The sequence below is a fragment of the Chryseobacterium sp. JV558 genome (assembly GCF_033712365.1).
Lineage (GTDB): Bacteria > Bacteroidota > Bacteroidia > Flavobacteriales > Weeksellaceae > Chryseobacterium.
This window is the reverse complement of sequence record NZ_WJHU01000001.1, coordinates 889,010-903,568: the sequence shown is the minus strand read 5'-3', so window position 1 is coordinate 903,568 and position 14,559 is coordinate 889,010. Positions and strand designations below refer to the sequence as shown.

At 37.0% G+C, this 14,559-nt stretch carries 17 protein-coding genes; 7 read left to right on the top strand and 10 right to left on the bottom strand.

From position 1 onward, the window contains the following. Positions 1 to 6: 6 nt before the first annotated feature. The 7 genes from GFU89_RS04220 to GFU89_RS04190 all read right to left on the bottom strand — a co-directional run bounded on the left by GFU89_RS04220 (position 7) and on the right by GFU89_RS04190 (position 7,327). Positions 7 to 1,053, bottom strand: coding sequence for a cupin domain-containing protein (locus tag GFU89_RS04220; RefSeq protein WP_318845958.1), 1,047 nt, complete (start codon positions 1,051 to 1,053; stop codon positions 7 to 9). Between the two features lie 234 nt (positions 1,054 to 1,287). Next, complete coding sequence (locus GFU89_RS04215; RefSeq protein WP_318845957.1) at positions 1,288 to 1,839, bottom strand: antibiotic biosynthesis monooxygenase; 552 nt, start codon at positions 1,837 to 1,839, stop codon at positions 1,288 to 1,290. Between the two features lie 23 nt (positions 1,840 to 1,862). After that, complete coding sequence (locus GFU89_RS04210; RefSeq protein WP_318845956.1) at positions 1,863 to 2,921, bottom strand: NADH:flavin oxidoreductase/NADH oxidase; 1,059 nt, start codon at positions 2,919 to 2,921, stop codon at positions 1,863 to 1,865. A gap of 13 nt (positions 2,922 to 2,934) precedes the next feature. Beyond that, positions 2,935 to 5,121 (bottom strand): ATP-binding protein, encoded by a 2,187-nt coding sequence (locus tag GFU89_RS04205; RefSeq protein WP_318845955.1) that lies wholly within the window; start codon positions 5,119 to 5,121, stop codon positions 2,935 to 2,937. A gap of 132 nt (positions 5,122 to 5,253) precedes the next feature. Then, the gene (locus GFU89_RS04200; protein ID WP_318845954.1) at positions 5,254 to 5,949 is read right to left on the bottom strand and encodes a LytTR family DNA-binding domain-containing protein; all 696 of its coding nucleotides are present in this window, start codon (positions 5,947 to 5,949) and stop codon (positions 5,254 to 5,256) included. A gap of 106 nt (positions 5,950 to 6,055) precedes the next feature. Continuing rightward, positions 6,056 to 6,823, bottom strand: coding sequence for an alpha/beta hydrolase (locus GFU89_RS04195; protein ID WP_318845953.1), 768 nt, complete (start codon positions 6,821 to 6,823; stop codon positions 6,056 to 6,058). 30 nt (positions 6,824 to 6,853) lie between these two features. After that, positions 6,854 to 7,327: a DNA starvation/stationary phase protection protein gene (locus GFU89_RS04190; RefSeq protein ID WP_318845952.1), complete on the bottom strand. Its 474-nt coding sequence runs from the start codon at positions 7,325 to 7,327 to the stop codon at positions 6,854 to 6,856. Between the two features lie 603 nt (positions 7,328 to 7,930). Between GFU89_RS04190 and arr the strand changes: the two genes are divergently transcribed. Next, entirely contained in the window at positions 7,931 to 8,365 is a 435-nt protein-coding gene (gene arr / locus GFU89_RS23330) for an NAD(+)--rifampin ADP-ribosyltransferase (protein WP_413228579.1), read from the top strand. A gap of 178 nt (positions 8,366 to 8,543) precedes the next feature. On the opposite strand, the gene GFU89_RS04180 is transcribed toward arr, so the two are convergent. Both GFU89_RS04180 and GFU89_RS04175 read right to left on the bottom strand, forming a co-directional pair. Beyond that, positions 8,544 to 9,008 (bottom strand): hypothetical protein, encoded by a 465-nt coding sequence (locus tag GFU89_RS04180; protein ID WP_318845950.1) that lies wholly within the window; start codon positions 9,006 to 9,008, stop codon positions 8,544 to 8,546. A 132-nt stretch (positions 9,009 to 9,140) separates the two neighbouring features. Further along, positions 9,141 to 9,824 (bottom strand): hypothetical protein, encoded by a 684-nt coding sequence (locus GFU89_RS04175; RefSeq protein WP_318845949.1) that lies wholly within the window; start codon positions 9,822 to 9,824, stop codon positions 9,141 to 9,143. A gap of 386 nt (positions 9,825 to 10,210) precedes the next feature. On the opposite strand from GFU89_RS04175, the gene GFU89_RS04170 reads away from it, so the two are divergent. Next, positions 10,211 to 10,579 carry a hypothetical protein gene (locus GFU89_RS04170; RefSeq protein WP_318845948.1) on the top strand — a complete coding sequence of 123 codons (369 nt, stop codon included), beginning with the start codon at positions 10,211 to 10,213 and terminating at the stop codon, positions 10,577 to 10,579. 37 nt (positions 10,580 to 10,616) lie between these two features. Here the strand turns inward: GFU89_RS04170 and GFU89_RS04165 are convergent, their stop codons facing one another. Beyond that, positions 10,617 to 11,312 (bottom strand): hypothetical protein, encoded by a 696-nt coding sequence (locus tag GFU89_RS04165; protein WP_318845947.1) that lies wholly within the window; start codon positions 11,310 to 11,312, stop codon positions 10,617 to 10,619. Between the two features lie 97 nt (positions 11,313 to 11,409). Between GFU89_RS04165 and GFU89_RS04160 the strand changes: the two genes are divergently transcribed. The 5 genes from GFU89_RS04160 (at position 11,410) to GFU89_RS04140 (ending at position 14,541) form a co-directional block, all read left to right on the top strand. Then, entirely contained in the window at positions 11,410 to 11,982 is a 573-nt protein-coding gene (locus GFU89_RS04160) for a C40 family peptidase (RefSeq protein WP_318845946.1), read from the top strand. A 12-nt stretch (positions 11,983 to 11,994) separates the two neighbouring features. Next, complete coding sequence (locus GFU89_RS04155) at positions 11,995 to 12,324, top strand: LytTR family DNA-binding domain-containing protein (RefSeq protein ID WP_318845945.1); 330 nt, start codon at positions 11,995 to 11,997, stop codon at positions 12,322 to 12,324. A gap of 110 nt (positions 12,325 to 12,434) precedes the next feature. Then, complete coding sequence (locus GFU89_RS04150) at positions 12,435 to 12,815, top strand: DUF2255 family protein (protein ID WP_318845944.1); 381 nt, start codon at positions 12,435 to 12,437, stop codon at positions 12,813 to 12,815. 221 nt (positions 12,816 to 13,036) lie between these two features. Further along, positions 13,037 to 13,645, top strand: a complete 609-nt coding sequence (locus tag GFU89_RS04145) for an isoprenylcysteine carboxylmethyltransferase family protein (protein WP_318845943.1) — start codon at positions 13,037 to 13,039, stop codon at positions 13,643 to 13,645. Between the two features lie 83 nt (positions 13,646 to 13,728). Continuing rightward, positions 13,729 to 14,541 carry a 2,3,4,5-tetrahydropyridine-2,6-dicarboxylate N-succinyltransferase gene (locus GFU89_RS04140; protein ID WP_318845942.1) on the top strand — a complete coding sequence of 271 codons (813 nt, stop codon included), beginning with the start codon at positions 13,729 to 13,731 and terminating at the stop codon, positions 14,539 to 14,541. Positions 14,542 to 14,559: the final 18 nt, after the last annotated feature.

The following is a 14,559-nucleotide window of genomic DNA, read 5'->3' as shown; positions in this document are numbered from 1 at the left end:
AGGTGTTTATTTTCCAGGTTTGATGAATACTTTCTTTTGCGGAAACTTTTCTATTTCTCCTTCTTTCAGTCCAAAATTAGTTGTGACTACATCTTTCGGGTTTCCTGCAAGCCATTCGCTTACATCAATAGATTCATAGGTACCGTTATTAAATCCAATCAATACTTTGCAGACCGTATCACCCGTATTTTTGATGTAATGTCCGGCTCCCATAGGCACATAACCCACATCCCCGGCATTGAATTGCTCTGTAACAGAAATACCTTCTGCCAAAAACACCGACATTTCTGCCTGTCCTGAAATGAAATACTGCCACTCGTCTGCATTGGGATGCCAGTGCATTTCTCTTAATGCTCCGGGCTGAAGTTCCAGTATAGATCCGGCCATTGTTGTACTGATAGGAAATTCTTTATGAGTAACCAGTCTCTGCAAACCTCCACCGGGAATAATTCTTGGCTGTTGGGAATGCAAAGGGTAGCGGTGAAGACTTGTCAGTTCAATATCTGACTCTTCTGGACGGGCTGCTGCATTAGCAGATAATTCGTCCGGAACAACTCCTGCCGCGAAGTACACCTCTTTCTGAGGAAGTGCTGCTACTTCTTCAAGACTCAGACCAAGATTTTGTGCAACAATTTCCGGAGGCATGCTTGAAACAAAGTCTGTAACGCTGAACGTATGGTCTTCCGAAAAATTACCATTATCAAAAATCAGGATAAAATGACATTCTTCCGTTCCTGTAGCCTGAATAGAATGGCCGTAACCTTTTGGAAAATACCAGACATCACCAGGCTCAAAATTATCTGTATAACTGTGACCGTCCGGATGAATGATCGTTGTACGTACCGTTCCTGAAATCACATAAGCCCATTCTGCAGCATTGGCATGCCAGTGAAGTTCTCTCATGCTTCCGGGCTGTAGTCTCATGGAGACTCCGGCAATACCTATAGAAGCTGGAAATTCTTTTACAGAAGCTCCTCTTGTTGTACCGCCATCATTGGTACGCGGTTCTTTTTTTTCTAATTCGTATCTGAAACTTAATGATGTTGAGTTCATATTCTTGTTTTTTAGGGATTAATTTTCTTTGTTTTTACTATTGTAAAGCTACCTCGAAACCGCTTCTTTTTTAGGTGTCATTCGGTGAAAAGGCAAAATGAGTCGTTGAGAATAAAAAATAATATGATAATCGATGAATAGGGCTGCCGGGAGGAGGATACGAATTTTATTCAATAAAAAAATCACCGGAATTTTCCAGTGATTTTTATTATAAGTGAATTGTATGGTACCATTTTATTTATACAGCCATTTTTTGATTAGCCGGGTGTAATTGGGCATTACTGCGAATACCATCAGAAAAACGATGATCCCTGAATTGATAAATCCGTCAGAATAATGATTAGCAGGAATTAAAATTGTTCTTAAAAAGGGTAGGACGACAACAGGAATAAGAATTGATAACGGATAAATGGCAGACCAGGTAACCAGAAACTGTTTCCAGCGGACAGGAACTTTATTGCCTTCATTTTCTGAATTAAAAAGGAAGTCCAGCCCGGATTTTATCTGGTAATTGTCATTTTTTGTGAATAACGGATTGGCTCGCTCAATAAGTTTTTTCCGGTCATCTGACTCCATCCAGTTTTTAAGATTTTTAATGGTATCAAAACGGATAATAACAGTATATACAAAAGTCAGATCAGGAATAGGACGTACAATCTGCAGATCAATAAATCCTTCTGAATGCTTGGTAACCGGAACAATTTCGTTCAGCCATTTTTCGTATTCCTGTTGTTTTCCATCCTGAATATGATGAGTAATAACAACGGAAGCGCCCTGATTTTCCATAACTGATATTTTTTCTGTTTGATTTAATACGCTCTTTTATACTGCCATGGGATCTCTGTTTCAATACCCAATGTTTTAGCAGAATGAATTGCAAAATATGGATCTCTCAAATGCTCTCTGGCAATAATAACCAAATCTGCATTTCCGCTGGCGATAATATCATTAGCCTGTTCAGTTTCTGTAATCATTCCAACAGCTCCGGTCATAATTCCCGTCTGTTCTTTAATTGATTTTGCAAAAGGAACCTGATATCCGGGAAATACTTTGTCCTTGCTTACATTGGTAAACCCGCCGCCGGACGCAGTAATAAAGTCTACACCACTTTCCTTAAGTATTTTTGAAAGTCTGATACTGTCTTCCAGGGTCCATGCTTCATCTGATTCTATATAGTCAACTGAGGAAATTCTTACGAATAAAGGCATTTCAATCGGAATCACTTTCCTGATTTCCTGAACGGTTTCTATCAAAAACCGGATTCTGTTTTCAAAACTTCCGCCATATTGATCCTGTCTTTTATTGATCACTGCGGAATAAAACTGGTGAAATAAATAACCGTGGGCAGCATGAAGTTCAATGGTATCAAAACCTGCTTCAACAGAACGAAGGGCTGCTTTTACGAATTTAGCGGTAAGCTCCCTGATTTCATCTATCGTAAGCTCTTCAGCAAAAACGCCGTTAAATTCTCTTGTAGAAGATGATTTTACAGTCCAGCCTCCTTCTTCCGGGGTGAGAGGTTTCATTCTTTCATTGGGATGCTTCAGGCTTCCTTTTCCTCCTGCATGCCACAGCTGAATACCTATTTTTGCATCCTGCTCGTGAACGAAATTCACAATGTTTGCCCATGCATTTTGCTGTTCTTCATTCCAGATTCCTACATCGGATAATGTGGCCAGGCCTTCTTCTGAAACAGCAGTACATTCTGTAAGGATCAGTCCGGCTCCGCCTACGGCCCGACTTCCCAGATGAACGAGGTGCCAGTTGCCTGGAATTCCGTTTTTTGCACTGTATTGCTGCATAGGAGATAATGCAATCCTGTTTTTTAGCGTAAGACTGCGGATGTGTATCGGTGAAAATAAGTTCATTTTTTTTAGTTTTTTAAAGTGATTTTGAAAATGATTCAGCTTCGGAAACAGCCTGTAACAGAACTTCCTGTACCTCTTTCAATATTTTTTGCAATTCAGGGTTTTCTTCCGAAGCCATTTCCAGAATATCCAGTTTTTCTTTTAGTAAGGGGTGTAGTCCCATTATTGAAATACTTGATTTGAGATCATGAGCCCATAGTTTCGTGGCTGCAAAATCGTGATTTTTATATGCTGTTGCCAGCTGTTGTAAATGATTGGGAATATTCTCAATAAACTGTTGGGTGACCAGCTTTTCAAAACTTTTGTCGCCACCGCTTACAGCGTGCATATAAGTTAGATTAATGTAATGATAATCAGATGGTGTAACTTCGGTTTTCTTTTCGGACCTGTTATTGTCTTTAAATCCTAATTTTGAAATCAATGTAAACAGTTCTTCTTCCTTTACAGGCTTCGGAATATATTCATTCATCCCACGGCTCAGACATTTTTCTCTTTCACCTGGCAGAGCGTGGGCAGTCATTGCGATGATTGGAATATTCAGTTTCAGTTCCTCTCTTATTTTTTGTGTTGCAGCATATCCGTCCATTTGCGGCATCTGTATATCCATTAATATGAGATCACATTCATTACTGGTGAGATAACCGACTGCTTCAAGACCGTTTGATACCACATGAAAATCTATATTCCACTGGGAAAGCAGATGTTTCATCAGACTCTGGTTGATCGTATTATCATCAACAACCAGAACTTTCAAAGGAGTATTGGATGTATCTTTAAAATAATTTGGATCCGTTGCAGGAACTATTGTGAGCTGTTCTTCAGCAATCCCGTAAGGTATGTAAAAATGAAATGTTGTGCCTTTGCCTTGTTCGCTGGTCACTTCAATGTTTCCATTCTGCAATACAATTAAACTTTTCACGATAGATAATCCTAATCCGGTTCCTCCGTAATTTCTGGTAGTAGAATCTTCTCCCTGATTGAATCTTTCGAAAATTTCGCTGAGCTTTTCTTTGTCAATTCCGATTCCGGTATCTGAAATCCTGAATCCGACTACAGCTTCTTTTTCAGTCTGCTGTTTATTATAAATTTCAATGGTAATATTTCCCTGCTGGGTAAATTTTATAGCATTTCCGATCAGGTTGACCAGAATCTGGGTTAATCTTGTTGCATCTCCCACCAACGTATCAGGAATGGAGGAGTCAATTGTACTGGAAATAGTAAGCCCTTTTTCTTTTGCCCGTTCTGTGAAAAATGTCTCAACAGAATTGACCAGTCCATTGATACTGAAAATTCCTGGTGTGATGCGCATCATTCCTGCTTCTATTTTGGATAAATCAAGAATATCATTGATGATGGTCATTAGATTTTCTCCAGAACGCTGTATGGAAGAGACAAACTCTGCTGAAGTTTCATCCAGCGGACGTTTTTGAAGCAGATTGGTGAATCCTAGAATTCCACTTAAAGGAGTTCTGATTTCATGGCTCATATTGGCCAGAAAATTTTCTTTGGTTTGTGCAGCTATTAACGCTTTTTTTTCGGCAACATCTAGTTCACTGATTAATAATCTCTGGCGGTTGAACTGACGAAGAATGTGATACCCTACAATGGATCCGCTTAATATGAGCAAAACCAGCAATGAAATATCATAGAACCTTGCTTTTTGTCCCATTTTTCCACTTTTCTGGCTGAGTTCAACCATATTCAGCTTTCGGCTCTCATAGATCTTGGCGGTAATCCTGGTGATTTCATTAGAAATATTTCTTGCGCGTGGATTGGCGATTGAGGTATTGTCATCCATATTTCCCAAAGACCTGTAACGCTGCATTAATTTGTCTTTGGTGGTCTTTTTTTCCATGGCAAGAACACTTAACCTGTGGATGAGCTTTTCTTCTGAGGCACTTACATTGTCTCTGGAGAGAGAGTCCAGAAAATTTTCAATCTGATTGATTTTTTGATCAATACCTTCCAGGTGTGAGGTGTCATTTGTAGCAATTGAAGCCCTGATTCTGCTTTCTACCCCCAAAATATCACGGTCAATCTCCCGTAAATGGTTGCTTGAGCGCAATTCATTCAGAAGGGTATTGTTATTTTGAATAAGAGCTTTGGTATTTCTTGCTGAATTGATCTGAACAATGATCAATAGAAGCGAACCCGCAATAAATGCCAGAATAATGAAATAACTGAATCGTTTACTATTCATTACTGAAGATGTTTTTTTCATAAATAACGATCTGATTTAAGGTGGAAGTATTGGTAAAAGAAGGAGATAGCCCTAAGCCTATTGAGGATTAGGATCAAAAGATGGGGTAAGGGGTTTAACGATCTCTGGCTGTTAAAAAACGTTCATTCTTGTATTGAGTGCTTTACGATAGGCATCCGCTACGGGAATGAATTTACCGTTGATCATAATCCCGCCATCCTGAAGGGTATCAATCTTACTTACAGAAACAATATAAGAGCGGTGAACTCTTATAAAATGCTCTTTAGGGAGACGTTCTTCGGCGGTTTTCATTTTACCGTGAATGGCAAACATTTTTTCTTTTGTATAAAACTTCACATAATCGCCCATAGCTTCTGCGTAAAAAATATCATCCAGCTTTAAGCGTCTGGTAACATTGGAATCTCTTACGAAAAGAAACTCATCCCTGGTTACTTCCACATTTTCTTTTCTGCTTTCGAGAATAGTTTGTGCCTTGCTTACCGCCTGCAGGAATCTTGCCGGCATAATAGGTTTTAAAAGATAATCCGCAATATTGAGTTCAAAAGCTTCAAGTGCATACTCTTTTTTGGAAGTCGTGAAAATGATAATAGTATCTTTACCTGAAAGTGTTTTCGTGAGTTCAATTCCTGTCATTTCAGGCATTTCTATATCCAGAAAAATTAAATCAACCGGATTGGACTGCAGGTAATTGTAAGCGTTAATTGCATTGGAAAATTCATCAATAACCGTGAGATTCGGAATCTGTTTTGCCAGATGTGCTAAAGTGGTTCTTGCAATGTCATTATCGTCCACGATTAAAGCTTTCATAGGTATAATTCTTTCTGTTTACACAAATATACTACTTAATTATTTTCGGAGATTCATTCGTTATGCTTGAATTTGTAAACTAATAAGATCGTATGTGTATCAAATTTTATTTACTTTCTTTAGCAGCATCCATAATCAGTTCAGCAGCTTCTTTAGGATGGGTCATGAAGACACAGTGGCTTGCACCTGCAATTTCTATTGTTTTTTTGCTATTGGCTCGTTTTGCATAGAGACGTTCCAAATCTGGATTTATAATTTTATCTGCTTTAGCAACCATATACCATACTGGTTTTGATTTCCAGGCCGGATTATGAATAATAGCGTGAAAAACAGAATCTTGTGTAGGCGTTTGTGATATGGCCATAAAATCAGCTTTTTCTTTTGCCACACCTCCTGCAAAGTCTGTCGGAAAGTTGGAAGGGTTTATATAATCAAATCCGTCATTTCCTTTAATTAGAGATTTATATTCTGATGGATATTTTTTTCCGTTGTCTGCCTCTGATTCACCTTCATCAGGAGCATGGGCAGCAAGATATACCAGTCCGGCAACTTTTGGATTGTTTCCTGCGGTAGTTATAATGGCGCCGCCATAGCTGTGACCTACCAAGATACAGGGACCATCCTGCTGATCAATGATTCTGTTTACCTGCTTCACATCATCTTCAAAAGATAATAAAGTCTGTTGGGTAACAGAAACATGATATCCCTTTTTGACAAGTTCTTTATATACTCCTTCCCAGCCGGAGCCATCTACAAAAGCTCCATGAACCAAAACAATGTTTTTGACAGGTGTTTTTTGTCCATACATAAAATTCCCTAAGGCTCCTGTAATGATAAACAGAATGACTATAAGTTGTTTCAATGCGGTTTTCATAACTGTTTTTTTTAAAATTAAATATATTTTTTATCTAAAATATGAACGGATCATCCAGGCCATCTCTTCATGGGTTTCCATCAGCCCTGTTATGAAATCACTGCTTCCATAATCTTTGTATTTTTCAGCAAAAGGAGTGATGTTTCCACGGAGAAACTCGATGATGCTTTCGTGGTCGCTCAAAAGATCTTTCATAAAGCCCGGTCCGTCATTGGTTCTATCACTATCCTCAGTTAAATGAGTCAGTTCCAAATAGATTTTCATGGTTGCCGGAGCATAATGTCCTATTTTTCGCATACGTTCTGCAACGCTGTCAATCAGTTCATCCAGTTGTTTGTACTGTTCTTCAAAGAAAATGTGGTTGGCGTGGAAGTTGTCTCCCGTTACATTCCAGTGTGCATTTCTTGTTTTGATGTAAAGCAGCGTCTCATCAGCTAATAATTTTGCCAATTGTTCTGCGACTGCCTCTGTGTTTTTTTCTGTAATTCCGATTTTTGTTTTCATAATAATGGTATTTATAGTTGAGCATTATTGCTCTTTTTCTGATGTAAAGGTCCTGCATAATACAGTAAAACGGCCTCGGTTTTCGATAAACGGGCATAAACAATCGTTGAAAAGCTCCGTTTCTCAAATGATTATCAATAGCTGGAAATTCGGATAAATAAGCTTATCATAGTAATATTATTATCAAGAGAACATTAAAATAATTTCAGCCCATTGGCCACCAGCATTGTTGTATTTTGTATAAATTTGCTCAATTAGGATAGAGTGTATTCAGAAATAAGTAAAAAACAAAGTATGGAATTTTCACCTTTTAATAATTTAGTTAAGTTATGTCTGCAAGGGATGAGCATGGAAGATAATAAGATGCCAGAAGAGGCAGAAAGATTATTTTTACAAGCCTGGGAAGAAGCTACGGATGGCCATGAGAAGTTTCTTGCAGCCCATTATATTTCACGACATCAAAAAACAGCTGCTGATCGATTAAAATGGCTCGAAATTGCCTTAGACTTTGCTTTGAAAGTTAATGATGATACGGTTAAAAGTGCGTTACCTTCTCTTTATTTGAATATTTCCAAATGCTATGAGGATTTGGGAGATACTGAAATGTCAAAAAAGAACGCTGAACGATCGTTGTTATTAAAAAATCATCCTTCTGATAAAGGCCCTTTTTACCATGGAACAAAAGCCGATCTGCAAATTGGAGATCTATTGACCGCAGGCGGAATCTCCAATTATAAGTCAGAATTAAAAATGAACCATATTTACTTCACAGCTTTGATTAACGGAGCTGGACTTGCTGCAGCCTTAGCAAAAGGAGATAGAGTAGAGCGTGTATATATTGTAGAGCCCACGGGCATCTATGAAAATGATCCCAATGTAACAGATAAGAAATTCCCAGGGAATCCCACCCGTTCTTATCGCTCCGAAATGGCTTTAAAAATTATTGGAGAGGCTAAAGGATGGACAAAACCTAATCCTGAAGATCTTCAAAGGTTTCGTGAAAAATTAGATGACAGCAAAGGAGAGATTATCAATTAACCCTGTTATTCGCTTTCATCTACTTGATATCAAATAATAAGTACAAGGAAAATCTTTGATTATGATTGTACGCATAAAAGGCGGAATGAATATTTCATACATTTGGGATAAGTTTTTCATTCATCCAATAGTTTTAGGCTCCCGATGGGGGCTTTTTTTATTGAAATAATCTTACTGATTAATTGATCTGATGACGGATTGCTTGATATTGCTCAGAGAATAGTTCTGGTGCAGCCTTCATTTCCAACAGGGATAAAATTCTATCAAACTGTCCTTTTAAATAAAAGCTTCTATGGAGTGGCAGTGATTTTTTGGCATAGAATAAAGTGCAGATGGGGGTCTGATATTTACCACCCTTTCTCATATCTATTCTTGTAATATCAGTCCAGAGAAATTGATGTTGTCTCAGACCTCCTGTAAAACGGATATCCGTATTTGAAATGATTAGTCTTAGCCGGGTATACATCAACATACTTATAGCAATCAGCAAAAGTAATGGCACCAAGAAAATAATCTCTTGTGGAAGGTCTTTCTGTATGAGAAGACCAAATCCAGCCAAGATTAAGAGTAGTCCGAAAAAATAACAAATTATTTTTAACCATTTCGGGGAGGAAAAAGTTTCTTCAGTCGGTATCTGTTTCATATGATAATAGTACGATTTTTTAAGTAATGTATTTCTTTTCCTTTCAAGAAAAGATTGATTATTTACGAAATCTTACTAAAAAAACAGCCACAATTCAATTGTGGCTGTCTCTTTTGAAATCAAATATTGGTATTATAAAGATCTGGAACGGGCAATGTTGATAAGATACACAAGATGTGCAAACATGTTTCGTTTCACAGACTCTACTTTTATGTCTCCGGTGGTCTGGTTGATCGTTGTTACAAGATCAGTATTGCATTGCCCACCGAAATTACCGTTTCCTAAATAGTTTACAGTATTAGTAGCGGGATAGGAGATTCTTGGATAATCTGGAGCTGTCTGATTGGCAATAGGAGTTGTTCCGCTGAATCCTTTATTATCAACATAACGGGCTGCCCAGGTTCCTAAAAACTGTCCGTTACCTGTATTAATGCCTTGTCCTACAATGATTTGTGTATCGACAGGATTAGTAAAACCAGCGCAAGAAGTATAGTGGTTTACAGATACCGTACACGAAGAAGCATTATCAGTAGGTTGAAAGCATTTTCCTTCATAGATGGTCAGCCTTTGTTCACTGGAAGAAGTAGAAGTGTTCAATAAAGCTTTCGGAGCAAAAATTTCTTCAGGAGATATAAGGGTTAAAACTCCTTGTGCATCCGCCGCAACAATTTTTTTTTCAGCATTTGACAGTCCTCTTACTCTTACCAGACCATTCACATCCAACGTATGAGAAGGAGTAGATGTATTAATCCCAACCTGTGCTGTTAAACTCCCACCAATAGCAATTGCTGCCAAAAAGAATGTTTTTGTTTTCATGTTATTTTTTGAAAAGGTTAAATTTTTCACTAATATAGGAAATAACTTTAAAACGTTTGTAGAAATCGCCTGAAATCTCATATAAACTAATTGTAAACGGATATTAAATAGAGTAATATCAAATTTTAAGTATCTTTTTTAAAAATAACTCAAAGTTTATACACTATGTATTTGTTTGAAAAATATTTGTATTTTAGCCAAAATATGTTGTTTTTTAATAAACATATTGGGTGCTAATTAAAATTCAGATAATTTGAATGAAAAAATTAGTAGATTTGCACGGAACAAAAAAATAATAAATATTAAGCACTATTCTCTGTGACGGAATTTTTAAAAGGAAGTACATCGGGAATAACAGGATTTTAGGTTATAAAACTACTGAAACTATGAAGAAACTTTTTTTACTTTTATTAACGGCGTTTTTATTTATCGGCTGCAGCTCTAATGATGATACCATCTATGATTATGTAGGAACATGGTCAGGTTCTTATGAAGGAAATGATAAAGGAGTTTGGAACTTCGTGGTAGATGAGGGTGGTAAAGTAGTAGGAACAATGCATTCCGATGTTAATAATGAAAATTACAGCATTACCGGAAATTTAAGTGAATCGGGAGATCTTAACGCAAGAGTGGGACTTCCTTCACAAGGAGATTTCAAGGGAACGTTAACAACGGAAAAAAAAGGAAACGGAAACTGGTCCAACGCACTTCCAATACCAGCACAGTCAGGAAGCTGGAAAGGAGAGAAGAAATAAAACAAGAAAGTCTGCAGATTCTGCAGACTTTTTTTATTTAAACAAATCCCATATGGGTAATCTCATCGTGATCATTCTTCAGAACCATAAAATAAAGGAGAAGATCATTTTCTGAAAAATACTTTTTAAAAGTACCTTCCTGTTGCTGCTTCCAGCTGATTACTTCTTCAGCATATTCTGTGCTGTAATTTTCCGAATCTAACTTTATAGTGATGATTACAGCTTTATCAACGATACATTCATCATTTTTATAGAGGAGCTGATCCTGAATTCTGATACAATCCAAAACATTAGGGATCGTACCCATCTGAAATTCTCTCAAAAACTTTCTTCCTTCTTCAGTCTTTAACCCATTTTCAACCGTTCGTTTTCCCTTTTCGGAAACCCTATCCAGATCTTTGATCATTGTCATAACCTTTGCGAATTTCTGGTAGAGGAGGGGATCACCTGATTCTTTGATGTATAGCTCCAGCGTATTTCTGATAATCTTTCCGATTTTGGAGCAGTGCCCGAATTCCGAACTGTTCTGCCGTACTTTCTCATACGACGGACTCTTTTTAAAAGCAGCTTTATTGAACCCGCTTTTCTTCCGAACCACATTCTTACCGTTCAGATTATAAAATACCAGGTCGCCTACAGCGCCTGTAATCTTGATGAGACTTTCATAGGTTGCCATATCTTCTAAATAGAAATCAAATATACCAATAAATACCTGAAAACAAAATTTTAACATATATTTATTATATAGTTGTAGTATAGTTATATTATAATTAAAATATAAAATGTATATTTGTTGAAGAATTACTTAATCAAGTATAAATCAGATGAATATGGGATTGGGATTATTTGAACAAAAAATGAGAATAAAGCAGTGGTCTGTTTTACTGATTGCATCTGCTTTTGTAGTTTCCTGCGGATCATCGAAAAGTGCTTCCGGCAGTAAAAAGTCAAATACGAAAACTGTTGCCAAGTCTGAAAATCTCAGAAAACTGGATTCAAAATTTGACGGAAGTGTATCCAGATCAATCAATGATGTTCTGAAAGATGCTGAAAAATACATCGGAACTCCTTATAAATTCGGAGGAAATACATCATCAGGATTTGACTGTTCCGGATTTACCGTAAAAGTGTTTGAGGAAAATGATTTCAACCTTCCAAGAAGATCTTCTGATCAGGCTGAAGCCGGAAAAAATATTGATATCAAAGAAGTAAAACCTGGTGATCTTTTATTTTTTGCAACAGCAGGAGGAAGCAGAGTCTCTCATGTAGGAATTGTACATGATATTGGCCCTGACGGAGAAGTGAAGTTCATCCATGCCTCTACCTCAAAAGGAGTGATGATTTCATCCCTGAACGAAAAATACTGGAATAAGGCATACCTGCATGCCCAAAGAGTTCTGTAAATATCTTTCAACATGATAGAAAACCGGACATTTGCCTTCATTAAAACAGATAAAAAGCTGATCAAGCTTTTCTTTAAAGATATTAATGTTATCAAAGGACTCGGGAATTATGTAGAAGTTCATACCATAGATCATAAAAGATATATTTATTACAAAACACTTAAAGACCTCATTGAAAGTCTTCCGGACGAATTTATGCGGGTTCACAATTCATACATCGTCAATCTTACCAATATAGAATCTTTTGAAGACAATCACCTCATATGTGGTGAATTAAAAATTGCGGTAGCCAAAAGCTATAAAGACTGTCTCCATTCCGCTCTCAGTAAAATGATGCTTTAAAAATCTTATCAACATCAGAAAAAGATTCATCTGCATTCTATTTCTTACCCTGTACATAAAAAAGTTTTTATTCCTGTTTTCTTATTCTAGTTTTACCAAAAACTTACAGAATGAATAAAGACAATGCATTGCATTATATCAAAACCAATAACATCATTGGAATAAAAGCGGGACAGCAAAGACCTGAGTTTCTCGAAATATGGATGGTTGTTGTCCGGAACAGAGTATTTGCCAGATCCTGGGGACTTGCTGAAAGAAGCTGGTATATTGCCTTTTTAGAAAATTCAGCAGGAGAAATTCAATGTGGCGAAGCTATTTATTCTATACAAGCTGTCATTCCTGATGACATCAACGAACTTACTGAAGAAATTAATCAGGCATATCTGACAAAATACAATACCGGCCATAATATCCCATATTCGCAGGGGATTACTCAGGAAAAACATATTGCCAGAACAATGGAGTTTATAATTGGAGATTATTATTTGTAATTCAATAGGAACGGGCTTTAGCCCGTTCAGTAAAAAATGAAACAATCAACTGGCTTTAGCCAAAATTTATATAATTATATTCTTTAACCACCCCGTCAAAAATTCTTTGAATTTTCGCCACCCCTCCAAAGGAGGGGAATTTCTGCAAACCCAATGAAGTTCCTGTCATTGCAATAGCATTGCATTCTGAAACTCCGGAAATTTGTCCAAAACTATTCCGTATGACAGATTTCACCAGATTCTTTATTCCTTTATACTTCATTCTTTTCTTTGCCATTTCCTTTATCGGGATCAGTTACAGAGTCGCAAAACAGATTGGTAAAAACCCTAATGTGCTCCCCAGAGACGATTCTGCATATGGGCTTGTAGGATTTTATTTTAAACTGATACTCTTTACATTGTTTATCTATGTAATGCTTTTTTCAATTTTTCCACATATTTTATCCGTTTTTAAAATTTCATTTCTTAATCAAGCTGTTTTTCAGTGTGTTGGATTTATTTTAATGATTGAGGCTTTGATTTGGGTCATCACAGCTCAGATTCAGATGAAAAACTCCTGGCGGATCGGGATTGATAATACAACAAAAACAGAATTGATAACCCAAGGATTATTCAGATTTTCCAGAAACCCTATCTTTCTGGGAATGACAATAAGTCTTATTGGTTTTTTTCTTGTTATTCCAACTGTAATTGCCTTGACTTTCTTTTTGATGGGAAGTATTTTGATGCAGATTCAGATACGGCTTGAAGAAGAGTATTTGATGAAAGAGCACGGACAAATCTACCTGGCCTATAAAAATAGGGTTAAGCGTATGCTGAGCCTTTATTAAAAGCATAATGTTAAAAACCGTTTTGCTGAACTTTTTTGTATCTTTGGCCGGTATAATTTTTCAAACTAATTTAAATAAGAAACATGTCGTTACAACAAACTATTGAAAATATCTGGGACAACAGAGATTTATTGCAGAATGAAGACAGCCAAAAGGCGATTAGAGAGGTTATTTCTTTGGTTGATAAAGGTGAACTTCGTACAGCAGAGCCTACTGAAAACGGATGGCAGGTAAATGAATGGGTGAAAAAAGCAGTGGTAATGTATTTCCCGATCCAGAAAATGGAAACTATTGAAGTAGGTCCGTTTGAATTTCATGACAAAATGCCTTTAAAGAGAAATTATGCTGAAAAAGGGGTGAGAGTTGTACCACATGCGATTGCTAGAGAAGGTGCTTATATTGCTCCTGGAGTGATTTTGATGCCTTCTTATGTAAATATTGGTGCTTATGTAGATTCCGGAACAATGGTAGATACATGGGCGACTGTAGGAAGCTGTGCACAGATCGGTAAAAATGTTCACCTGAGTGGTGGTGTTGGTATCGGTGGAGTATTGGAGCCGTTACAGGCTGCTCCGGTAATCATTGAAGATGACTGTTTTATCGGTTCAAGATGTATTGTTGTAGAAGGAGTTCATGTAGAAAAAGAAGCAGTATTGGGTGCAAACGTAGTATTGACAGCTTCTACAAAAATTATTGATGTTACAGGAGATGCTCCTATTGAAATCAAAGGAAGAGTTCCTGCACGTTCAGTAGTAATCCCTGGAAGCTATACAAAGCAATATCCAGCTGGAGAATATCAGGTTCCATGTGCATTGATCATTGGTCAGAGAAAAGAATCTACAGACAAGAAAACATCTCTGAATGATGCATTGAGAGATAATAATGTAGCAGTATAAGATTAATATTGTAAGCTA